Below are 21,547 nucleotides of genomic sequence, written 5' to 3' on the forward strand. Positions count from 1 at the left end.
GCCGTGAGCGCCGACGGACGCCCGAGGACGGATAGGTCCTGGCGCGAGTGCGGTGCCCGGCCGGCGAATCCTCTCGTGACCGGCCGACCGGCCGACCGGCCCGCTCGGGACTGCGGCCCGACCGACCCACCGATCCACCGACCGGCCGACCGGCCGACCGGCCCGCTCGGGACTGCGGCCCGACCGCGCTGAGCGGAAGCCATCGCTGGTGCCTTGCCGCCTTGCCGCCTGGCGCGCTGGCCGGCTGCCGGTGGTCGCCGCGGCTTTCGGCTTCGCGTTGGACGGCGTCGGGGTGCGCAGCGCGATCGAGCCTCCCGCTTGCTCGCCTAGCCGCTTGCGGCGGCGGGATCTGCGGAGCCTTGCAGCATCAGCATCAGCACCTGCGCCAGGCCCGGCACCGGACTCAGTACCGGCACCGGGCTCAGGACCTGCGCCCCGCTCAGCACCTGCACCTGCACCTGCGTCAGGCCCGGCGTCGGCACCGGGCCCAGCACCGGCGCTGGGATTTGGCGCTGAGCGCGCGGTGGTGGGCTCGGCAGCACGGCGATCCTCTGGCTGTCCGTCTGGTGGCTACGCCGGAGGCAGACGGGTTGTGCAACTGGATCCCCTTCGTTGTCGCCGGCACTGCGGGCAATCTCGGGCGGCGGAAGTGCCCTCGCGCCCACCCGTCGCCCGCCGGCCTACGGTGGCTGGGCTGGAGAGCTTGACAATCCACCGCGTGACCGCGTGACCGCGTGACCGCGTGACCGCGTGACCGCGTGACCGCGTGACCGCGTGACCGCTATGCCTGCGGTGGAGAGATTGCGTGGCCGGGTCCCCCCATTGACGCTTGGGTGAGAAGACCGGCCAGTCGGGGACGGCGCCGCTATCTCCTGCGTCGTTGGCGGCGCCATGGTGGGCGCAGTGCGAACCCGCCGTCTGCTGACGCGCTTTCGCGCTCGCCCGCGTCCGTACCTACTACGACGGTGGTTGCGTGTGTCCCTGCGGCGGTGCCGCTCGCCGTCAACCTCCCCACGGCGCCGGCGAGGGGAAGTTGAACTCCCACGGCGCCGGCGCCGGCGAGGGCAAGGCACTGGCGGAGTTCGCGACCCTCTGCCCGCCACACCCACCCGTCCGCCTGTCGGTCGGCGGTGGGCGATCGGCGGTCGGCGGTCGGCGCTGGACGAAGCCGGCTTGCAAGCGGCGGGCCGCCGCCCCCGCCTCACGCAGGTGGCGCCATGGCGTGCAGCGCGGGCCGGCGTCGCCCGCTTGCCCACTCCCCGTTTGCCCGTTTGCCCACCCATGTAGGTGGCAGCCGGTGGCGGCGCGAGTTGTGTTGGCGGCGGATGGCGCAGCATCGCGAGATTCTCCGCCTGCCGCCTCTCCGCGGGGTGCACGGCCGCTTGACCACGCGGCGGTCGGCGGGGCGAGGGCTGCGCGGTCGGCGGGCCTACGCATCCCTGCGCCTTCGGCGGCTCCTCCTGGTCGGCGGACCGACGCATCCCCGCGCCTTCGGCGGCGAGGGAGGCGAACGGTCAGCCGATTCCGCCTGACGTCCTTCTCACCGGCTCACCGGCTCACCGGCAACGAGCGGCGGGCCTGTCACCGGTCAAGCCGGCGAGCGCGCGTCCACCGCCGCCCCGGCGGGACAAGCCGGGACAAGCCGGTACAGTCCCCCGCGTCACCACTCCCCGAACACCCGTGTCCCCGTCGCGGCGAGGCCGGCGCAGAACTCGTCGAGGTCGACGCCCTTGAGTTCGGCGAGGTACCTGACCGTGATGGGCACCAGGTAGGGCGCGTTGTTGCGGCCTCGGTAGGGCATGGGGGTGAGGAACGGCGCGTCGGTTTCGACGAGCATCTGCTCGACGGGTGTCACCAGTGCGGCGTCGCGGAGGTTCTGGGCGTTCTTGAAGGTGACGTTGCCGGCGTAGCTGAGGTGGTAGCCGCGGGAGACGCATTCGCGCGCGAAGTCGGCGTCGCCGGAGAAGCAGTGCAGGACGACGGTGTCGGGGGCGCCTTCGTCGTCGAGGACGCGCAGGACCTGCTCGTGCATCTCGCGGTCGTGGATGACCAGCGCCTTGCCGTGCGCCTTGGCCATGCCGATGTGCCGCCGGAAGGAGTACTCCTGGGCGGCCAGGCCCTCGTCGCCGGTGCGGTAGGAGTCGAGTCCCGTTTCACCGAAGGCGCGGACGCGGGGTTCGGCGCCCATCTTGTCGATCTCGGCCAGCGCCGCCTCCAGGTCGTCGAGAACGGGCGCCTCGTTCGGGTGGAGGGCCACGGCGGCCACGACGCGGGGGTCGTGGGCGGCGAGGTCGGCGCCCCAGCGGGAGCTGCCGACGTCGACGCCGACCTGCACGACGCGGGTGATCCCGGTGGCGGTGGCGGCGTCGAGTTCGGCGGTGACGGCCGCCGACTCCGGCGCCGGCGGCCCGGCGGAGTCCTCACCCCACTCGCCCGACAAGACGATGTCGAGGTGGGTGTGGCTGTCGGGCACGCCGACGTTCAGTGGCTCGGGCGCCGGGGGTCGCTCCCCGGTGCGGCCTGCGCTTTTGCGATTCGATCGAGACATCGGGTCAAGGATGGCACGACCGTAGGCGCCGGGTTAACCGGATATTCACTCGGGTCGCCTAGCGTGCCTCCTGTGAGTACACAGCCGCCCACTGTCGAGTACCGGGGTGTGCGATACGCGGCCGAGATGATCGCCGACGGTGCCGCCTACGAGTTGTTCACCGCCGAGCCCGCGCGGGGTTTCCTGCCCAATCCACGTCCCGAGGCGCGCTGGCCCTACCGCCGCTTCGTGCACGTCAGCGAGGTCGGGGGCGAGTCGGCGATCGTGGCGTGCGCGGAGTCGCTGCTGTCGGCGCCGCTGGCGGCGGGCGTGTCGTGGCGCCGCATCCACGAGCAGAGCCAGTCCCCGTTCGGCGACGAGCCGACGCGGGCGCTGCTGCGCGCGGTGCGCGACTCGGCGCGCGTGCGGTGCGGCACCCGGATGGTCAAGCCGCTCTCGCCGCGCCAGGTGGTGCGCCTGCTGACCTCGCCGCCGGTGGTGGCCGGCTTCTGCTTCCGCGAACACGACGTGGCGCATCTGCGCACGCCCGGCCAGCGGCGGGTCCTGGCCGGCGACCCGCAGCCCGGCGACGACTTCGCGGCCTTCGCGCTGCGCTGGCGCGCCGGTGACCCCGCCGACTACATCGTCCCGGCCGGTGAGGCCTTCGCCGGCCTGGCCCGGATCCCGGGGAGCTCGCGGCGGGGCGGACCGGTCCTGGGCACGGGGTTCGCCCCGAGCAACCAGTACCTGCTGCCGGAGTTCGTGACCCCCGGCCTGGCCGACGTTCCGCTGCCCGCGCGCAGCGAGATCCTCGCCTACACCGGTGACGGAACGGAGGTGACCTTGTTCCAGCTCGTCGTGGAGCAGGGCGCCTGGACGCGCATGGCGGGCTCGCGGTGGCGCGAGGTGCAGGCCGAACTGCCCGGCGTCGAACCCCACCAAGAGTGGTTCCCGGTACCCGCGAGCGCGTTCGCGGGATTGTCGGGGGAGTACCGGGGGCAGCGGCACCCGGCGGTGGCCGACCCGCCGCACGGCTTCCGGATGGCCGCGAAGTCGCAGGCGGCGCGCTTCCCGGTGACCGCGGTGCGCAGGTCGGCCGAGACGGCCTCCTGGCGGGGCGTGGCCGTGTCGGTGGTGAGTGAACAGGACGGGTGGACACGCCTGCGACTGGCCGCCCCCGACGAGGGCTCGGTGCTGACGACCGGCGCCGAGTGCGTCGAGCGGGGCGTCTACGAGTGCTGGGCACCCTCGGCGGAGCCCGAGCGCCGCCCGCCGACGGAGACCGCCTACCGGTCGTGATCGTCCCTTGTGGGCGGTGACTTTCCCGGCGACCCTATGTAGAGTAGCGCGATAGCCCCGCTGTCGAGGAGACGCCGTGCCACCCCACGACCCCACACCCCCCTCCACCGCCCGCAAGGTCTTTCGCGTGCTCGCCGTCTGCGTCGGAGTGACGCTGGGGGCGATGATCGGCTCACTGGCCGGCGATGACGGCGAGGGTGAGTTGCCCTCCGACGCCGAGGTCGCCGCGATCGCGGTGGAGCTGTGGCCTGAGCGGGCGCTCGGCCCGATTGCGCCCGGCGGCCCCGGCTACAGCCAGGAGCCGCACGAGGACATCTATCCGCAGGTGCCAGGCTGGCTGCAGGTCCTGGCCGGCGACGCCACGCAGGACGCCGGGATCCAGCTCGACTGGCCGGCCCCGGAGGGCTACACCGAGCCGCCGGAGGGCGGGCCTTACGTCGATCCCGAGTCGCCCGCCGACAACGAGCGGCGGCTCGCCGAGGCCGAGCGGCGCCTGTCGGCCGGCGGGTGGGATGTGCACCGGCCCTACGACGAGATGATCGAGGCGCGCCGGGACGGTGTCCTGGTGCAGTTCTTCGCCAGCGGTGGGGACACGCCGTTCATGTCGGTGTGGCGGGTGGCCTCCGACTGGCACGGGTGGTGCGTTCTGGTGGGGGTGCTGCTGGGCGGCGCGGCCGGGTACTTCGGGTCGCGGCTGGTGCAGCGGCGCAATACCGGGCGGGACGCGCATCCCTCGGATTTCCTGATGGGGCTGGGCCTGGTGCTGGCGGTCCCGAGTTTCCTGATGATCGGGTCGGGGCTGGTGCTCCTGTTGTTCGCGCTGCCGCACCTCGACGTTCCGCTGTGGCGGCACGGGCGGATGTGGCTGCTGGGGGCGTTCTCGAACGTGGCCCTGCTCTCGCTGGTGGCGGGTGTGGTGTGGCATGTGCTGCGGCGAGCGGGGTCCGGTTCGCGTCCCGGCCGGTCCTAGATCCGAGTGAGCGAAGGTGGATTCGTGGTCGACGGGTTCGGGGGATCGGCGCCGCAGGCGGGCGCCTGGCCGGATGATCCGGGCGCGCTTGCGGTGGGCCGGCGGTTCGAGGATCGCGTGCCGCCGCGGGCCGGCGGGAGGCTGGTGCGCGTGCTGGCCGCGTGCGTCGGCCTGACTCTCGGCGCGATGCTCGGTTCCCTCGCCGGTGACGACGGTGAGGGCGAGTTGCCCTCCGGCGACGAGGTCGTGGCGATCGCGGAGACGGTGTGGCCCGAGCGCGCGCTCGGGTCGCTCGAACCGGGCTCCCACGGCTACAGCCAGGGCCCGCACGAGGATCTCCTTCCGCCGGCGCCGGGCTGGTTGCGGGCCCTGGTCGGTGATGACACGCAGGACCGTGGCCACCTGGTCGGCTGGCCGCCGCCGCAGGGCTGGGCGGAGGCGCCGGAAGGGCGGCCCCACGTCGACCCCGAGTCGCCCGCCGACAATGAGCGCCGCCTGGCCGGGGCCTTGGAGCGGCTGGCCGCCGCGGGGTGGGAGGCGCACGTCGCCGACCCCGGTGTGGTCGAGGGGCGCCGGGACGGGGTGCTCGTGCGGTTCTTCGCCGAGGGTGGGGAGACGCCCTCGGTGGGGGTGTGGCGGGTGCCTTCGCAGTGGCATACGTGGCTGGTCCTGGTCGGCGCGGTGCTGGGCGGGTTCGCCGGGTGGCGCGGCGCTCGGGCGGTGGGGCGGCGCGGCGGGCACCCGTCGGGTTTCTGGATGGGGCTGGGCCTGGTGGCGGCGGTGCCGAGTTTCCTCGTGGTGGCCGCGGTGCTCGTCTTCTCGCTGCTTTGGGAGTCCTTCATCGAGGTGCCGTTGTGGCGTGCCGCCCGGTTCTGGCCGGTGGGCGCGCTTCTGAACGTCGCCTTGCTCGCGCTGGTGGCGGGTGGGGTGTGGCATGTGCTGCGGGGGAGGGGGCGTGGTGTCGACGGGTGATGGGTGGGGCGGTCCGAACAGGCCGAGGGCCCGCACTCCACCAAGTGCGGGCCCTCGGGTGTCGCCTCCCCGGGTCAGGTGGTGGCGCGGCCGGCCTCGTGGCGGCCGCGGCGGCGGCGCAGCAGCGGTGTGAGGACGACGAGGAGTCCGGCCAGTGCCACGAAGGTCACGAAGATCAGGCCGGGGCGAAAGGCGCTCAGGGTCTCCTCGGCCGAGGGCGTGGCGTTGTCGGTGGCGATGATGGCGGTGGTGACGGCCAGGACGAGAGCGGAGCCGACCTGCATGCCGGTCTGGACGAGACCGGCGGCAAGGCCCTGCTCGTCGTCGTGGATGCCGGCGGTGGCCTGCACGTTGATGGAGGGGAAGCCCAGGGCGAAGCCCATGCCGAGCAGCAGGACGCTGGGCAGGATCATGGTGGCGTAGACGGGGTGGACGTCGATGCGCAGGAACAGCACGTAGCCGACTGTCAGGGCGGTCAGTCCGCCGATGATGAAGCGGGCGGTGCCGAAGCGGTCGATGAGGTTGCCGGCGAACGGCGCGCTGAACGCGACGAGCAGTCCGGCGGGCAGCAGGGCGAGGGCCATTTCGAGGGGGCTCCAGCCCAGTGCCTGCTGCAGGTAGAGCGAGACCATGAACTGGAAGGACATGTAGGACCCGCCCAGGGCGATGACGGCGATGTTGGCGCGCAGCAGCGTCCCCTTCTTGAGGATCGACAGGCGTACCAGGGGGTGCTCGACCTTGCGTTCGACGACGATGAACGCCGCCAGCAGGGCGATCGCGCCGGCGAAGGACAGCAGCGTCAGCGGTGAGCCCCAGCCGTGCTCGGGGGCGGCGACGACGGTGTAGACCAGCAGCAGCATCCCGCCGGTGGAGAACAGGGCGCCGAGGATGTCGTGTCCGCCTTCGGTGGCGGGCTTGTCGCGGGGGATGAGGAACCACGCGGCCAGCAGCGCGCCGGCGGCGATCGGGACGGGCAGCAGGAAGGTCCAGCGCCAGCCCAGCCCGGTCATGAGCCCGCCGAAGACGAGCCCGGAGGAGTAGCCCGAGGCGCCGAAGACGGTGTAGATCGACAGGGCCTTGTTGCGGGCCTTGCCCTCGGCGAAGGTCGTGGTGATGATCGACAGTCCGGTCGGGGCGGTGAACGCGGCGCTGACGCCCTTGATGAAGCGGGTGGCGATCAGCAGCGGCCCGGAGTCGACCAGCCCGCCCAGCAGCGAGGCCACGGCGAACACGGCCAGCGCGATGAGGAAGACGTCGCGGCGGCCGAGCAGGTCGGCGGTGCGGCCGCCCAGCAGGAGCAGGCCGCCGTAGCCCAGCACGTAGCCGGACACGATCCACTGGAGGCTGGAGGTGGTCAGGCCCAGTTCGCCGCCGATGGAGGGGAGCGCGACGCCGACCATGGAGATGTCGAGACCGTCGAGGAACAGCACGACGCACAAGACGATGAGCAGGCCCCACATCCGGCGCGGCCAGCGCTCGGGCGTGACGGGGACGGGATCGGCGCCGATGGGGGCGGGCGTTGCGGGGGTGGTTGCGATAGCGGTCACGTCGACGGACACTACATGCATGTGCATTTGATGCGCAAGCTGGTTAATGCAATTGCATCAAATGCACGCTCATGCTAGGATGCCGACCATGGCAGCGACGCCCGAAACGAACCTCGTAGAACGGTGGCGAGACGTCCTCTCCTGCTACTCCGCCGTCTCCTGCGCCCTCGAACGCGCACTCCAAGACGCCCACGGCATCGGCATGAGCGAATTCGAAGCCCTCGACCGCCTCGTCGACGCCCAATGCGACAAACGCCGCATGAACGAACTCGCCACCGACATGTACCTCTCCCAAAGCGCCCTCTCCCGAGCCGTCGCCCGACTCGAACGAGACGGCCTCGTCAACCGCGGCATGTGCCCCGACGACCGACGCTCCATCTTCGTCTGCATCACCGACACCGGCCGCACCAAACACGCCCAAGCCCGCGAGACACAACGCGCCGTCCTCGCCGAACACCTCGCCTGAAAACACCACCCCCTAAGATCGTGGCGGTGAGCGAACTACTGGGCGCATCAACCATCAGGGCCCTCGCCAAAGCCCTCGACGTGCGCCCCACCAAGACCCTCGGCCAAAACTTCGTCATCGACGCCAACACCGTCAGACGCATCGCCGCCGCCGCCAAACTCGACCCCGGCGACACCGTCATCGAAGTCGGCCCCGGCCTCGGCTCCCTCACCCTCGCCCTCCTCCCCCTCTGCACCCACCTCCACGCCGTCGAAATCGACCCCCGACTCGCCCGCGCCCTCCCCGAGACCATCCGCGTCCACGCCCCCACCGACGCCCCCAAACTCCAAATCCACACCGCCGACGCCATGCGCGTCACCCGCGACGAAATCGGCCGACCCGCCCCCACCGCCCTCGTCGCCAACCTCCCCTACAACGTCGCCGTCCCCGTCGTACTCCACCTCCTCTCCGAACTCCCCACCCTCGACCACGGCCTCGTCATGGTCCAATCCGAAGTCGCCGACCGCCTCTGCGCACCCCCCGGCAACAAGACCTACGGCATCCCCAGCGCCAAACTCGCCTGGTACGCCACCGCCCGACGCGCCGGCCCCGTCCCCCGCGGCGTCTTCTGGCCCATCCCCAACGTCGACTCAGGCCTCGTCGCCTTCACCCGCCACGAACCCCCCACCGGCGACCGCGACGCCACCTTCAAAGTCATCGACGCAGCCTTCGCCCAACGCCGCAAAACCCTCCGCTCCGCACTCGCCACCTGGGCCGGCAACCCCAACAACGCCGCCGACATCCTCACCACCGCAGGCGTCGACCCCACCGCCCGCGGCGAAGCCCTCACCATCGAACAATTCGCCGCCATCGCCGCCGCCAAGCCCACAGGGGACCGACCATGACCGAAGCACTCGCCCACACCGACACCACCGTGCGCGTGCGCGTCCCCGCCAAAATCAACCTCCACCTCGGCATCGGCCCCCTCCGCGAAGACGGCTACCACGACCTCACCACCGTCTTCGAATCCATCTCCCTCTACGACGAACTCACCGCCACCCCCGCCGACACCATCACCCTCACCATCGAAGGCGAAGGCCAAGACACCCTCCCCACCGACCGCCGCAACCTCGCCCACCTCGCCGCCGCCGAACTCGCCGCCTACACCGGCACCCGGACCGGCGCCCACCTCCACCTCAAAAAACGCATCCCCATCGCCGGCGGACTCGCCGGCGGCAGCGCCGACGCAGCCGCCGCCCTCATCGCCTGCAACACCCTGTGGAACACCGGCCTCACGCCCGCCGAACTCGACAAACTCGCCGCCGCCCTCGGCAGCGACGTCCCCTTCTGCCTCCACGGCGGCACCGCCCTGGGCACCGGACGCGGCGAACAACTCCACCCCGTCCTGTCCACCGGCACCCGCCACTGGGTCATCGCCACCGCCCACGGCGAACTGGCCACCCCCGCCGTCTACCGCGAAGTCGACCGCCTCCGCGAAAACGGCCACGGCACCTACCACGACAACGTCGACGCGCTCCTCGCCGCCATCCGCAACAGCGACCCCGACACCGTCGCCAAAGCCCTCCACAACGACATGCAGCAAGCCGCCACCACCCTCATGCCGAGCCTGGCCGACACACTCCAAGCCGGCCTCGACGAAGGCGCCCTCACCGCACTCGTCTCCGGCTCCGGCCCCTCCTGCCTCTTCCTCGCCCGCGACGAACGCCACGCCGGAAGCCTCGCCAAACGACTCACCCTCCGCCGCGTCGCCCGCGAGATCCACACCGCCGAAAGCCCCGTACCCGGCGCCACCCTCACCGAAGCCTGAAACCAGCCCGCCACCGGCCCTCCTACAGTTACACCGTGGCCAACACCGGAAACCTCATCAACCTCGACACCGTCGGCAAGTCCTACGGCACCACCACCCTGTTCAACGACCTGTCCACCGGCGTCAACACCGGCGACCGCATCGGCATCGTCGGGCTCAACGGCACCGGCAAGACCACGCTGCTGCGCCTGATCGCCAAAACCGAGGAACCCGACACCGGCCGCATCACCCACCGCCGCGACCTGCGCGTCGGCATGCTCCCGCAGACCATCGAGTACCCCACCGGCGCCACCATCGCCGACATCGTCCTCGGCGACGCATGGCTGCCCACCGAGCACACCGCCGAACACCACTGGGCCGGCGACGCCGCCATCCGCAACATCCTCGACGGCCTCGGCATGCACAACCTCGGCCTCGACAGCCCCACCGACACCATGTCCGGCGGAGAACGCCGCCGCGTCGCCCTGGCAGCCCTGCTCACCCGCCCCGTCGACGTCCTCATCCTCGACGAACCCACCAACCACCTCGACATCACCGGCATCAACTGGCTCGCCAGCTGGCTCACCGCCAACGCCCGCACCCTCATCGCCGTCACCCACGACCGCTGGTTCCTCGACGCCGTCTGCGAAACGACCTGGGAAGTCACCGACCAGACCATCAACACCTACGAAGGCGGCTACTCCGCCTGGATCCTCGCCCGCGCCGAACGAGACCGCCAAGCCGCCGCCACCGAAGAACGCCGCCAGAACCTCGTCCGCAAAGAACTCGCCTGGCTACGCCGCGGCGCCCCCGCCCGCACCAGCAAACCCAAATTCCGCATCAACGCCGCCGACGCCCTCATCGCCGACGTCCCCGAACCCCGCGACACCCTCACCCTCGCCCGCCTGGCCATGACTCGCCTCGGCAAACGCGGCTACGAACTCGACAACGTCACCGTCGAATTCAACGACCGCAAAATCTTCGACCACGTCGACTGGCACGCCGGCCCCGGCGACCGCATCGGCCTCGTCGGCGCCAACGGCGCCGGCAAATCCACCCTCTTCCGCCTGCTCACCGGCACCCAGAAACCCACCGACGGCACCGTCGACACCGGCACCACCGTCAAACCCGCCATGCTCACCCAGGAACTCCACGACCTCCCCGGCGGCCTGCGCCTCCTCGAAGCCATCCAGGAAAAAGGCAACCGCTTCACCCTCGGAGACCGCGAGGTCACCGCCGGACAACTCGCCGAGATCTTCGGCTTCACCGACAAACACCTCTGGACCCACGTCCGCGACCTCTCCGGCGGACAACGCCGGCGCCTCCAACTACTCCGCCTCCTCGCCGAGCAACCCAACACGCTCCTGCTCGACGAACCCACCAACGACCTCGACATCGACACCCTCCAAGCCCTCGAAGACCTCCTCGACAGCTGGACCGGCATCCTCATCGTCGCCAGCCACGACCGCTACCTCCTGGAACGCGTCACCGACAAGACCATCGCCCTCCTCGGCGACGGCACCATCAAAGAACTCCCCGGCGGCGTCGACCAATACCTCGAACTCGCCGAGGCCAAACTCGCCGCCGACGGCGGCTCACCCCTTGCCACCCGCACCGGCACCGGCGTCCCCAGCAAGCACACCGTCAACCGCGAAGCCCAGAAGGAACTCAAGCGGCTCGAACGCCAGCTCGACAAACTCACCAAGAAGGAGGCCGTGCTGCACCAGAAACTCGCCGACGCGGCCACCGACCACCAGCGCCTCACCGAACTCAACGGCGAACTCAACGCACTGGTCGCCGAGAAGGAGGACATCGAGACCCGCTGGCTCGAACTGGCCGATGCAGAGGGTTAACGCCACACCCCGACGGCCGTACGGGACAATCACCGGTGTGGATCACCTACCTATCAACCACCGGCTACGCCCCTTGTGGCGCGGACTCGCCTTCCTGACCGGCGTCTACATCCTCGTCTTCGGGATCCTCGGCTTCATCAAGACCCGCGACCTGGACCTCGCCTGGACCGCTCAGGAGGGCCTGCCCTGGGTCCTCGGCCTGCGCGCCAACCCGGCCTTCAGCACCCTGTCCATCGCCGTCGGCGCCGTCGTGATCATCGGCGCGCTGATCGGCCGCAACATCGACCGCTGGATCAACCTCATCGCCGGCGCGGTGTTCATGCTGGCCAGCATGCTGATGCTCCTGCTGCTGCGCACCGACCTCAACTACCTCGGCTTCGGCGTCAGCACCTGCGTGGTGTCGGCGATCCTCGGTCTCATCATGTTCACCGCCGGCCTCTACGGCCGCGTCGGGAGCGTCCAGATGGAGACCGCCGAGGAAGCCCGGCGCCACCGCACCGTCGGCCGCGAGACCGGAGTCGTCGGCAGCGAGGACGGCAACGAGCCCGTCGACATCACCGAGGTCGTCGCCGACAAGGAGGACAGCACTCCCGGCGACAGCGACGGTGCCGAGAAACTCAGCGCGGGAGAGAAAGAGAAACACTGACCCGCACGACTTCCAGCGAAGCCGTCGCGAGCCCCTTAATCGTCCCGGTCGTCCGAGGACGCCGGGCTCAGCGACGGCTTCGCGTCAAGATGACTCAAACCGTTCCACGCCAGGTTCACCAGGTGCGCCGCGACGACCTCCTTGCGAGGCTTGCGTGCGTCCAGCCACCAGCGACCCGTCAGCGCGACCATCCCCACCAGCGCCTGCGAGTACAACTCCGCCAGCTTGGTGTCATAGCCGCGCGACTTGAACTCGCGGTCCAGGATGTGCTCGGCCTGGTGGGCCACCTCGTTGAGGACGCTGGAGAAACTCCCGCCCGCGCCCACCGGTGAATCGCGCACCAGCACCCGGAACCCGTCGGTGTCGCCCTCGATGTAGTCCAGCAGCGCCAGCGCCGCCTGCTCCACCAGGACCCGAGGATGCTCACCGGTCAGCGCACGCGCGATCCGGTCCAGCAGCGAGGTCACCTCACGGTCCACGACGACCGCGTACAGCCCTTCCTTGCCCCCGAAGTGCTCGTACACGACCGGCTTCGACACCTTCGCCCGAGCCGCGATCTCCTCGACGCTCGTACCGTCGTAACCGCGCTCCGCGAAGGTCTTGCGCGCCACCGCGATCAGCTGCTCACGACGCTTGGGCGCAGACATGCGAACCCGGCCCGATGAACGGGCCGGGTTCGCACGAGAAGCTTTTTCTTCGCTCACACCGAGGCTTTCGAACGTTTTTCACGCTGTTCGGCCATCTTAGCCTCAAGCCGGTCCTGCTTGGGCCAGCGCACATTCGAGACCCAGCCGAACTTCTCGAAGGCCCAGATCACCCGCGCCGAGGGATCGATCTGCCCCTTCAGCACACCGTGCCGGGCGCAGGTCGGGTCCGCGTGGTGCAGGTTGTGCCAGGACTCGCCCATCGAGATGATCGCCAGCGGCCAGAAGTTCGAGGCCTTGTCGCCGTCGCGGGTGGCGAACGGGCGCTCACCGTAGACGTGACAGACGGAGTTGATCGACCAGGTGATGTGGTGCAGCAGGCCGATGCGGATCAGGGTGCCCCAGAAGAACGCGGTCACCGCGCCCTGCCACGACCACGTGATCAGACCACCGGCGACGGCCGGCGCGAAAGCGGTCGTGATCGTCAGCCACAGGAACATGTCGTCGACACGACGGATGTCCTTGTCGGCCATCAGGTCGGGGGTGAAGCGGTCCTTGTTGGACAGGTCGCGGCTGAACATCCAGCCGACGTGCGCGTGCCACAGGCCCTTGACCAGGCCGCGCTTGGTCTCACCGAAACGCCACGGCGAGTGCGGGTCGCCCTCGACGTCGCTGAACATGTGGTGACGACGGTGGTCGGCGACCCACTGGATCACCGAACCCTCCACGGCCATCGAACCGGCGACGGCGAGCGTTACGCGCAGCCACCGCTTGGCCTTGAACGAACCGTGGGTGAAGTAACGGTGGAAGCCGACCGTCACGCCGAACCCGGAGATGCAGTACATGACCACCGCGATGGCGACGTCCACCCAGGACAGGCCCCAGCCCCATGCGAACGGCACGGCGACGATCAGCGCCAGGAACGGCAGGACGACGAAGGCCCACAGTCCGGCGAGCGTGGTTCGGCTCTGCTTGCCGCTGGTGAGCGGCTTGGGCGCGTTTGCGGCGGTTTCCTTCGGGGTTACCTGGGACGCGCCAGACGCGTCGATCGCGGGTGTGGTCATGGATCCTCGCAGGTGGAGAGCGGGAAGGCGGACTTACCTACGAAACCGTAGCCTACGGGTGCGTAGGTTTCTAGGGGGTCTAGGTCCCCTATTTGCTGGGAGATCCCTGGGGAGAGGTCGCCGGAGAGGTCGCGGAAGGCGTCTCGGCGGGGGATCCGGCGGACGACTCCGAGCTTGCCCAGAGAAGGTACCCAGTAACGCTCGCATGTATGCGAGGGACTACTCCCGGAGGGGCCGAGTCGCTTTGTGTGATGCCCCTGACCTGCGGAAACAATTCCTCCCCGAACGCGTGTCCTATCGAACGGCAGTTCGTTTGACCTCGTGAGAGACCTTTCTCGAACGAAGGGACAAGGGCGTGCGAACGGCGGACACAGAGGGAACGGAAGACGCCGAAGAGGGCGGTCGCGCGGAAGGCGCCGAAGGTTCGGAAGGCACCCGTCGCCAAGGAGCCGGCGAGAGGCGAAACACAGACGAAGACCGCGGCCCCAAGATCCCCCGCGCCCGGCGGGGATCCGGGGGCGCGCGGGAGTCCGCCGACCCGCGAAAGGCGGAGGCACGACGGATGCGGGAGGAAGAGGGGTTGTCCACGACCCAGATCCGGGCCCTGCTCGGTGTGGGCAACGAACGGCTCACCCAATGGCTCAAGGGCACCACCCCGCCGGAGTGGACGAAACGTCCCAACGCCAAGGACGACCAGCGGGAGGCCGCGCGCGAGCTGCGGCGGCAAGGCAAGACCTACGACGAGATCGTCGGGGAGCTGGGCTGCTCGAAGAGTTCGGTGTCGCTGTGGGTGCGCGACATCGAGGTGGTGCGACCGATTCATCCCAGCTGGACGCCGCAAGCACGGGCGAAGCGCGAACTTCGAAGGCAGGAGCGCCGGCGCAAGAAGCTCGACGCCCGCATCGCCGATCGGGCCGACTTGGTGTCGGGCCTGTTCCCCTTCGGCGTGCGGGACACACTGATCGCGGGCGCGATCGCGTACTGGTGCGAGGGCCGCAAGTGGAAGGACTGGATGCCCACAGCCCCGGGCGTCACCTTTATCAACAGCGATCCGGGGCTCGTTCGCCTCTTCCTGCGCTTCCTGCGTGCCGCGCCGGTGGAGTTCGGCAAAATCCGGTACCGCCTGCACATTCACGAGACGGCCTCGGAAGCCGAGGCGCACGCGTACTGGGCGCGTGAACTGGGCATCGGCATGGGCGACTTCAGCAAGACGACCTGGAAGCGGCACAACCCGAAGACCGTCCGCAAGAACGTCGGGGAGACCTATCACGGTTGCCTGAGCGTGGCGGTGCTTGAGTCGGGAGGGCTGTACCGATATCTCGATCGCGTGGTGGCGACTTCGCTCGGCGCCTTGGCCGCGGGGCCGCGGAAGCACTGGTCGGTCTGCGGGAACATCCTGAGTGCGCCCGAATAGGTCAGGACGGTAATCTGTCCGCTGGGGTTCGAGGCGGCTAGATTCGAACCCCATTTTCCCGGGTCGTATAACGGCAATACCGGCGGTTTTGGTCCGTCTGATGGGGGTTCGATTCCTCCCCCGGGAGCTCTACCTGCGAAAACGCCCCTCCGGGGGCGTTTTTCGTTCCCGCGCTCCTGCCGTTCGGATCCTGCCCGCGCTATCTCGATCCGGGCCTGATCCCCGCCCCACCCCCCGCGCCCGCGCCCCCGTCATACGATGACTGCAAGCGCGTCCCCAGCCACGGCCGTCGTGCCGCAGTGCGGGCCGCGTCGCCAGCCGAACCACCGGACGGGAGTCCCAGTGACCCAGCCCCAGCGCACCGTGATCCTCCTCGCCGCGGGCGAGGGCAAGCGGATGAGGTCCGCGGTGCCGAAGATGCTCCACGAGGTGCTCGGCAGGTCGCTGATGGGCCATGTCCTCGCCGCCGCCGAGGCTCTCGATCCGGCCGAGACGATGGTCGTCGTCGGTCACGGCGCCGAGCAGGTGTCCGCGCACCTGGCGGACATCGCCCCGACGGCGCGCACGGTCGTGCAGGAGAAGCAGCTCGGGACGGGCCATGCCACGCGGGTCGCCCTCGACGCGCTTCCCGATGTCGACGGCACGGTGGTCGTCCTCTACGGCGACACGCCTCTCCTTCAGGCCTCGACGCTCGCCGAGCTCTGCGCGGCGCACGAGGCCGGCGGCCACGCCGCCACCGTCCTGACCGCCTCGGTCGACGACCCGACGGGCCTCGGCCGGATCCTGCGCGACGGCGACGGCGGGTTCGCCGCGATCGTCGAGCAGAAGGACGCCACGGCCGGGCAGCTGGCGATCACCGAGATCAACTCGGGCATGTACGCCTTCGACGCCTCCCGCCTGCGCGTGGCCCTGAAGGGCCTGACGACCGACAACTCGCAGGGCGAGGAGTACCTGACGCAGGCGCTCACGCTCATGCTCGACGCCGGGCACTCCGTGGGCACGCACACCGCCGCCGACTTCGCCGACACGCTCGGCTGCAACGACCGCGAGCAGCTGGCGTGGCTGCGGGGGCTCATGCAGAAGCGGGTGAACTCCGCGCTGATGCGTTCGGGCGTGACGATGGACGACCCCGCGACGACGTGGGTCGACGTGACCGCCGAGGTGGCCGCCGATGTGACGATCCGGCCGAACGTGCAGCTCAAGGGCCGCACGGTGATCGCGGCGGGCTCGGAGATCGGCCCGGACTCGACGCTGACCGACACGATCGTGGGCGAGGGAGCGTCCGTCGTTCGCGCGCACACGCTGGGAGCGTCGGTGGGGGCGAAGGCATCGGTGGGGCCGTTCGCGTACCTGCGGCCCGACGCGGAGCTGGCCGAGCGGGCGAAGGTGGGGACCTTCGTCGAGGTGAAGAACTCGCGCGTGGGCGAAGGCAGCAAGGTGCCGCACCTGTCGTACGTGGGGGACGCGACGATCGGCGTCGAGGCCAACATCGGCGCGGGCACGATCGTGGCCAACTACGACGGTATGGCCAAGCACCGCACGCGGATCGGTGACGCGGTCTTCGTCGGCAGCGACTCCGTGCTGATCGCGCCGGTGTCGATCGCCGACGGTTCGTACGTGGCGGCCGGCAGCGCGGTGGACAAGGACGTGCCGTCGGGTTCGCTGGGGGTGGCGAGGGGCCGGCAGCGCAACATCGAGGGCTGGGTGGCGCGCAGTCGTCCCGGCACGAAGACGGCGAAGGCCGCCGAGCGGGCGGCCGGTGAGCACGAGGAATAGTCCGGTTGGGTCTGGTTGTGAGCGGGTGTCGCCCGGCCCACAGCGACCAATGCCACATCGTTCGGGGGAACCCCTGCTCGATCAACGGGCTAGGGGCGAAACTTAGCGTGAATTCAGCAGCGCTACCAGGGAGCGGGTGGACCGTGGGCAGCATCGTGGCGGAGAACCGGAAGAGCATGATGCTCTTCTCCGGGCGGGCGTTTCCGGAGTTGGCCGATGAGATCGGCCGTCATCTCGGGGTGGCGCCGACCCCGACCGACGCTTATGGCTTCGCCAACGGTGAGTTGTTCGTGCGCTACCGGGAGTCCGTCCGGGGCAGCGACGCCTTCGTGGTGCAGTCGATGTCGGCGCCGATCAACCGGTGGATGATGGAGACCTTGATCATGGTCGACGCGCTCAAGCGCGGCTCGGCCAAGCGGATCACGGTGGTCCTGCCGTTCTATCCGTACGCGCGTCAGGACAAGAAGCACCGCGGGCGCGAGCCGATCTCGGCGCGTCTGGTCGCCGACCTGCTCAAGACGGCCGGGGCCAACCGGATCCTGACCGTCGACCTGCACACCGCGCAGATCCAGGGCTTCTTCGACGGCCCGGTCGACCATCTGTTCGCGATGGACGTGCTGGCGAAGTACATCGAGGAGAAGTACGCCGGCCGCAAGATGGCCGTCGTCGCCCCCGACTCCGGCCGGGTGCGGGTGGCCGAGCGGTGGACCGATCGGTTGGGCGGCTACCCGCCGCTGGCGTTCATCCACAAGACGCGCGATCCGATGAAGCCCAACGAGGTCGTGGCCAACAAGGTCGTCGGCGACATCAAGGACCGCGTCTGCCTGATCGTCGACGACATGATCGACACCGGCGGGACGATCTGCTCGGCGGCCGACCTGCTCGCCGACGGCGGTGCCGCCGACGTGATCGTCGCGGCCACGCACCCGATCATGTCGGACCCGGCGACCGAGCGGCTGGCGAAGTCCCCGATCAGCGAGGTCGTGGTGACCAACACGCTTCCGCTCGACGAGTACAAGCGAATCGACAAGATGACGGTTCTGTCGATAGCGCCGCTGGTCGCGAGGGCGATCCGAGAGGTCTTCGACGACGGCTCGGTGACCACCCTCTTCGGTGGCCTGTCCTAGGGACCTGTAAACTATTCCGGTTGCCACGGCGAGGGCGCTATCTGGCGTGTCCGCAGGATTCACCATCCACAGGACGCGAGCTGAAAGCGCCGTCATCGACGCGGTGAGGGCTCCTCTTCTGGCGCCGCGCCGTGCGTTGAGCGCCGACTTAATCTGTGTAATCAGGATGGAGTACTTTCCGTGTCCGAGGTCCGTATCAGCGCCGAGCCCCGCACCGAGTTCGGCAAGGGCGGCGCCCGTCGCACCCGGCGCGCCGGCAAGATTCCCGCCGTTCTCTACGGCCACGGCGAGAAGCCGAAGCACGTCGCGCTTCCCGCGCTCGAGTTCGCCGCCGCGCTTCGCCGCGGTGGAATGAACCAGCTTTTCAGCATCGAGGTCACCGACGGCACCAAGGAGCTCGCGCTTCCCAAGGCCCTCCAGCGTGATCCGATCAAGGACACCATCGACCACGTCGACCTGCTGCTGGTCCGCAAGGGCGAGCTGGTCACCGTCGAGCTGCGCATCAACCTGGTGGGCGAGCACGAGAAGGGCGGCCTTCTGGTGCACGACAATGACACGCTGACCGTTCAGGCGGACGCGACGGCGCTGCCCGAGGCGATCGAGTACTCGATCGAGGGTCTGGCGATCGGTGAGAGCGTTACGGCTGCGGATGTGACGTTCCCCGAGGGTACCGAGCTGATCTCCGACCCGTCGACGGTTCTTGCGACTGTGACGCAGGCTCCGTCGGCGGAGCAGATGGAGGGTGAGGACTCGTCTGCTGAGGCCACCGAGGCCGCCGAGGGTGACGAGGAGTCGCCGGAGGCTGCGGAGTCGGCCGCCGAGTAGCGATGTCGTCGGCCGGCGGTCCTTTTCTGGTCGTCGGCCTGGGGAATCCCGGGCCGAAGTATGCGCGTAACCGGCATAACGTCGGTTTCATGGTCGCCGACCTGCTCGCTGAGCGGGTCGGCGCCCAGTGGAAGTCAGCGGCGCGGGTCAAGGCGGCGGTGGCTCAGGGGCGGTTGCCTCTTGTGTCGGGTGCTCCGGGGGGTCCCGGGGTGGTGCTGGCGAAGCCGTTGACGTACATGAATCTGTCTGGTGGGCCGGTTTCCGGCTTGGCGGGTTTCTTCAAGCTCGAGGTGGGGCAGGTCATCGTCGTGCATGACGAGTTGGACCTGCCTTTCGGCACTCTGCGGTTGAAGCAGGGTGGCGGTGAGGGTGGGCATAACGGTTTGCGGTCGATGTCGCAGTCGTTGGGTTCGAAGGATTATCTGCGGGTTCGTTTCGGTGTCGGGCGTCCTCCGGGTCGGATGGACGCGGCCGATTACGTGTTGCGTGATTTTTCCTCCACGGAACGTGAGGAATTGCCGGTTCTTCTTGAGCGTGCGGCTGACGCGTTGGTGGACACGCTGGTGGAGGGTCTTGAGGCGGCGCAGAATCGTTGGCATGTGTCTTCGGCGTGAGTCGGGTCATAGTTCCGGGGTTTGATGTGTTAGAAAAAGCCACACCACTGTCCGTTTCGAGAGGATGCCGGTGTTGGTTTCTGACGTGATCGTTGATGATCATCGTTCTGGCGGCGCTTTGGCGGTGCCTCGGCATATCCCGCGTTTCGGGCGTCCGCAATGGCAGGCGGCTTATCTGCGGCGGCTTGTGCTGTTCGATTTCCTGGTGGCCTTGGTGGCGACCGTTTCGGCGTTCGTGATGCGTTTTCGGGTGGTGAACGCGGTCAGTGAGGGCTATGTCCCGCTGTTCGTGATTCTGCCGGTGGCGTGGTTGGTGTTCCTGTCGCTGAATCATGCCTATGAGTCGCGGTATCTGTATGTGGGTACCAGTGAGTATCAGCGGGTTCTGCGTTCGGGTATCGCGTTGATGGCGACTGTCGCGCTGGTGTCGTACGCGTTGAACGTGCCGACGTCGCGGGCGTTCGTGTTGATCGCGGTGCCGTGTACGGCGGTGTTGACGTTGTTGTCGCGGTTCTTGGTGCGGCAGTGGTTGCACGCGGCGCGGTCGAAGGGGCGTTGTCTGCGGCGGGTGGTGTTGGTGGGGCATCACACGGGTGTGTCGGATCTGGCGCGGCAGTTGCAGCGTGAGCGGTTTCATGGGCTGGAGGTCGTGGGCGTGTGTTCGCCCGACGGCCGGGAGAGCGGTGGGCTGCTGGATCTCGACATCCAGGTGCTGGGGTCTTTCGACGAGGTGGCCGACGCGGTGGCGATCGCGATGGCGGACACGGTGATCGTGTTGTCGTGTCCGGAGATCGACGGTGTGGCGTTGCGGCGGCTGGCGTGGCAGTTGGAGCGCGGGGACATCGATTTGATCGTGGCGTCGGCGATGGTCGATGTGGGGGGTTCGCGTACGTCGGTGCGTCCGGTGGACGGTTTGCCGATGCTGCATTTGGAGCACGCGCGGCTGTCGGGGACGAAGCGTTTGATCAAGGAGGTCTTCGACCGGGTCGGGGCGCTGGTGTTGCTGGTGTTGTTGTCGCCGGTGTTGCTGGGGGTGATGGTCGCGGTGCGCCGGTCCTCGGAGGGGCCGGCGATGTTCGAGCAGGAGCGGATCGGGCGGGACGGGAAGCCGTTCACGATTTTGAAGTTCCGGACGATGTATCCCGACGCGGAGCGGCGGCTGGCGGCGTTGCGGGCGAGCAACGACTACGACTCGGTGTTGTTCAAGATGCGCGATGATCCGCGGGTGACGCCCGCCGGGCGTGTGTTGCGGCGGTTCTCGCTGGACGAGTTGCCGCAGTTGTGGAACGTGGTGCGGGGTGACATGTCGCTGGTGGGTCCGCGTCCGCCGTTGGCGAGTGAGGTCGCGTTGTATCCCGATGATGTGCGGCGGCGGCTGGCGGTGAAGCCGGGGTTGACGGGTCTGTGGCAGATCTCGGGTCGTTCGGATCTGCCGTGGGAGGAGGCGGTGCGCCTCGATCTGCGGTATGTGGAGCACTGGTCGCTGTCGCTGGATCTGGTGATCCTGATTCGCACGGCGAGTGCGGTGCTGAGGTCTTCGGGCGCGTATTGAGGGGTGGTGGCCGGCCGGGTGGCCGGCCACCGGTGTGTCACGCCTTGACGACGGGGGACAGGACGCAGTCGAAGAGTCGTCCGGTTCCGCCTTCGCGGTCGCAGACCTGGAGGAAGACGTTGGTCTCGTCGGTGGCGAAGTTGCCCGAGGTGGTGATGCAGTCGCCGTTGTTCTGGGTGTCGATGACCTCGGCGACGATGCCCCTGGGCGCGCTGGGGGTGCCCTTGTAGAGGGCGACCCAGATGGAGTTGCCGTCGGTCTTGACGTCGCAGGCGGAGATGGCCTCGACGCCCGCGCGGCCGGAGACGTCGGCGTCGAAGTTGCCGCGGCCGTTGCCTCCCTCGCTGTAGATCCAGCCGATGTTCTGGCTGGCCTGCGCGGTCGGGGCGATACCGACCACGGCTGCGGTGGTGACGGCGGCGGCGAGGGTGATGCGGCGGGCCCAGTTCATGTGTTGCTCCCATG

General features: G+C 69.2%; 20 protein-coding genes and 1 tRNA gene. 15 read left to right on the forward strand and 6 right to left on the reverse strand.

Features of this window, described 5'->3' with window-relative positions; all coding sequences use genetic code 11:
• Window positions 1-326 precede the first annotated feature (326 nt).
• Both AB0I28_RS16060 and AB0I28_RS16065 read right to left on the reverse strand, forming a co-directional pair.
• Window positions 327-542 (reverse strand): hypothetical protein, encoded by a 216-nt coding sequence (locus tag AB0I28_RS16060; RefSeq protein ID WP_357493807.1) that lies wholly within the window; start codon window positions 540-542, stop codon window positions 327-329.
• Window positions 543-1,660: 1,118 nt separating this feature from the next.
• Complete coding sequence (locus AB0I28_RS16065) at window positions 1,661-2,548, reverse strand: TatD family hydrolase (RefSeq protein WP_357493809.1); 888 nt, start codon at window positions 2,546-2,548, stop codon at window positions 1,661-1,663.
• 72 nt (window positions 2,549-2,620) lie between these two features.
• Between AB0I28_RS16065 and AB0I28_RS16070 the strand changes: the two genes are divergently transcribed.
• From AB0I28_RS16070 to AB0I28_RS16080, 3 genes are all read left to right on the forward strand, one after another.
• Window positions 2,621-3,826, forward strand: coding sequence for a hypothetical protein (locus AB0I28_RS16070; protein ID WP_357493811.1), 1,206 nt, complete (start codon window positions 2,621-2,623; stop codon window positions 3,824-3,826).
• Window positions 3,827-3,902: 76 nt separating this feature from the next.
• Window positions 3,903-4,796 (forward strand): hypothetical protein, encoded by an 894-nt coding sequence (locus AB0I28_RS16075; RefSeq protein WP_357493813.1) that lies wholly within the window; start codon window positions 3,903-3,905, stop codon window positions 4,794-4,796.
• 24 nt (window positions 4,797-4,820) lie between these two features.
• Window positions 4,821-5,768 (forward strand): hypothetical protein, encoded by a 948-nt coding sequence (locus AB0I28_RS16080; RefSeq protein WP_357493815.1) that lies wholly within the window; start codon window positions 4,821-4,823, stop codon window positions 5,766-5,768.
• Window positions 5,769-5,842: 74 nt separating this feature from the next.
• On the opposite strand, the gene AB0I28_RS16085 is transcribed toward AB0I28_RS16080, so the two are convergent.
• Window positions 5,843-7,315: an MFS transporter gene (locus tag AB0I28_RS16085; RefSeq protein WP_357493817.1), complete on the reverse strand. Its 1,473-nt coding sequence runs from the start codon at window positions 7,313-7,315 to the stop codon at window positions 5,843-5,845.
• Between the two features lie 88 nt (window positions 7,316-7,403).
• Here AB0I28_RS16085 and AB0I28_RS16090 point away from each other — a divergent pair, with 88 nt between their 5' ends.
• The 5 genes from AB0I28_RS16090 to AB0I28_RS16110 are packed head-to-tail and all read left to right on the forward strand — an operon-like array spanning window position 7,404 to window position 12,066.
• Entirely contained in the window at window positions 7,404-7,781 is a 378-nt protein-coding gene (locus AB0I28_RS16090) for a MarR family transcriptional regulator (RefSeq protein WP_357493818.1), read from the forward strand.
• 26 nt (window positions 7,782-7,807) lie between these two features.
• Entirely contained in the window at window positions 7,808-8,665 is an 858-nt protein-coding gene (gene rsmA / locus AB0I28_RS16095; protein ID WP_357493820.1) for a 16S rRNA (adenine(1518)-N(6)/adenine(1519)-N(6))-dimethyltransferase RsmA, read from the forward strand.
• A complete protein-coding gene (locus AB0I28_RS16100; RefSeq protein ID WP_357493822.1) occupies window positions 8,662-9,588 on the forward strand; it encodes a 4-(cytidine 5'-diphospho)-2-C-methyl-D-erythritol kinase in 927 nt (308 codons plus the stop codon). The genes rsmA and AB0I28_RS16100 overlap by 4 nt, the downstream gene beginning before the upstream one ends.
• Before the next feature lie 35 nt (window positions 9,589-9,623).
• A complete protein-coding gene (locus AB0I28_RS16105; protein ID WP_357493824.1) occupies window positions 9,624-11,420 on the forward strand; it encodes an ABC-F family ATP-binding cassette domain-containing protein in 1,797 nt (598 codons plus the stop codon).
• Window positions 11,421-11,457: 37 nt separating this feature from the next.
• Window positions 11,458-12,066 carry a DUF4383 domain-containing protein gene (locus AB0I28_RS16110; RefSeq protein ID WP_357493825.1) on the forward strand — a complete coding sequence of 203 codons (609 nt, stop codon included), beginning with the start codon at window positions 11,458-11,460 and terminating at the stop codon, window positions 12,064-12,066.
• Window positions 12,067-12,101: 35 nt separating this feature from the next.
• Here the strand turns inward: AB0I28_RS16110 and AB0I28_RS16115 are convergent, their stop codons facing one another.
• Window positions 12,102-12,713, reverse strand: a complete 612-nt coding sequence (locus AB0I28_RS16115) for a TetR/AcrR family transcriptional regulator (RefSeq protein WP_357493827.1) — start codon at window positions 12,711-12,713, stop codon at window positions 12,102-12,104.
• A 53-nt stretch (window positions 12,714-12,766) separates the two neighbouring features.
• Window positions 12,767-13,774, reverse strand: a complete 1,008-nt coding sequence (locus tag AB0I28_RS16120) for an acyl-CoA desaturase (RefSeq protein WP_357493829.1) — start codon at window positions 13,772-13,774, stop codon at window positions 12,767-12,769.
• 580 nt (window positions 13,775-14,354) lie between these two features.
• Between AB0I28_RS16120 and AB0I28_RS16125 the strand changes: the two genes are divergently transcribed.
• From AB0I28_RS16125 to AB0I28_RS16155, 7 genes are all read left to right on the forward strand, one after another.
• Entirely contained in the window at window positions 14,355-15,188 is an 834-nt protein-coding gene (locus AB0I28_RS16125; RefSeq protein ID WP_357493831.1) for a resolvase, read from the forward strand.
• A gap of 56 nt (window positions 15,189-15,244) precedes the next feature.
• Window positions 15,245-15,315, forward strand: a tRNA-Gln gene (locus tag AB0I28_RS16130).
• 215 nt (window positions 15,316-15,530) lie between these two features.
• Window positions 15,531-16,964 (forward strand): bifunctional UDP-N-acetylglucosamine diphosphorylase/glucosamine-1-phosphate N-acetyltransferase GlmU, encoded by a 1,434-nt coding sequence (glmU, locus tag AB0I28_RS16135; protein ID WP_357493833.1) that lies wholly within the window; start codon window positions 15,531-15,533, stop codon window positions 16,962-16,964.
• 143 nt (window positions 16,965-17,107) lie between these two features.
• On the forward strand, window positions 17,108-18,091 hold the full coding sequence (locus tag AB0I28_RS16140) for a ribose-phosphate diphosphokinase (RefSeq protein WP_357493835.1): 984 nt from the start codon (window positions 17,108-17,110) through the stop codon (window positions 18,089-18,091).
• Between the two features lie 180 nt (window positions 18,092-18,271).
• On the forward strand, window positions 18,272-18,916 hold the full coding sequence (locus tag AB0I28_RS16145) for a 50S ribosomal protein L25/general stress protein Ctc (RefSeq protein WP_357493836.1): 645 nt from the start codon (window positions 18,272-18,274) through the stop codon (window positions 18,914-18,916).
• Between the two features lie 2 nt (window positions 18,917-18,918).
• Window positions 18,919-19,530: an aminoacyl-tRNA hydrolase gene (gene pth, locus AB0I28_RS16150; protein WP_357493838.1), complete on the forward strand. Its 612-nt coding sequence runs from the start codon at window positions 18,919-18,921 to the stop codon at window positions 19,528-19,530.
• 73 nt (window positions 19,531-19,603) lie between these two features.
• A complete protein-coding gene (locus AB0I28_RS16155; RefSeq protein ID WP_357493840.1) occupies window positions 19,604-21,082 on the forward strand; it encodes a sugar transferase in 1,479 nt (492 codons plus the stop codon).
• Between the two features lie 37 nt (window positions 21,083-21,119).
• On the opposite strand, the gene AB0I28_RS16160 is transcribed toward AB0I28_RS16155, so the two are convergent.
• Entirely contained in the window at window positions 21,120-21,533 is a 414-nt protein-coding gene (locus AB0I28_RS16160; protein ID WP_357493842.1) for a hypothetical protein, read from the reverse strand.
• Between the last annotated feature and the right edge of the window lie 14 nt (window positions 21,534-21,547).

Origin of the sequence: Phytomonospora sp. NPDC050363, assembly GCF_040655735.1 — a bacterium.
Classification (GTDB): domain Bacteria; phylum Actinomycetota; class Actinomycetes; order Mycobacteriales; family Micromonosporaceae; genus Phytomonospora.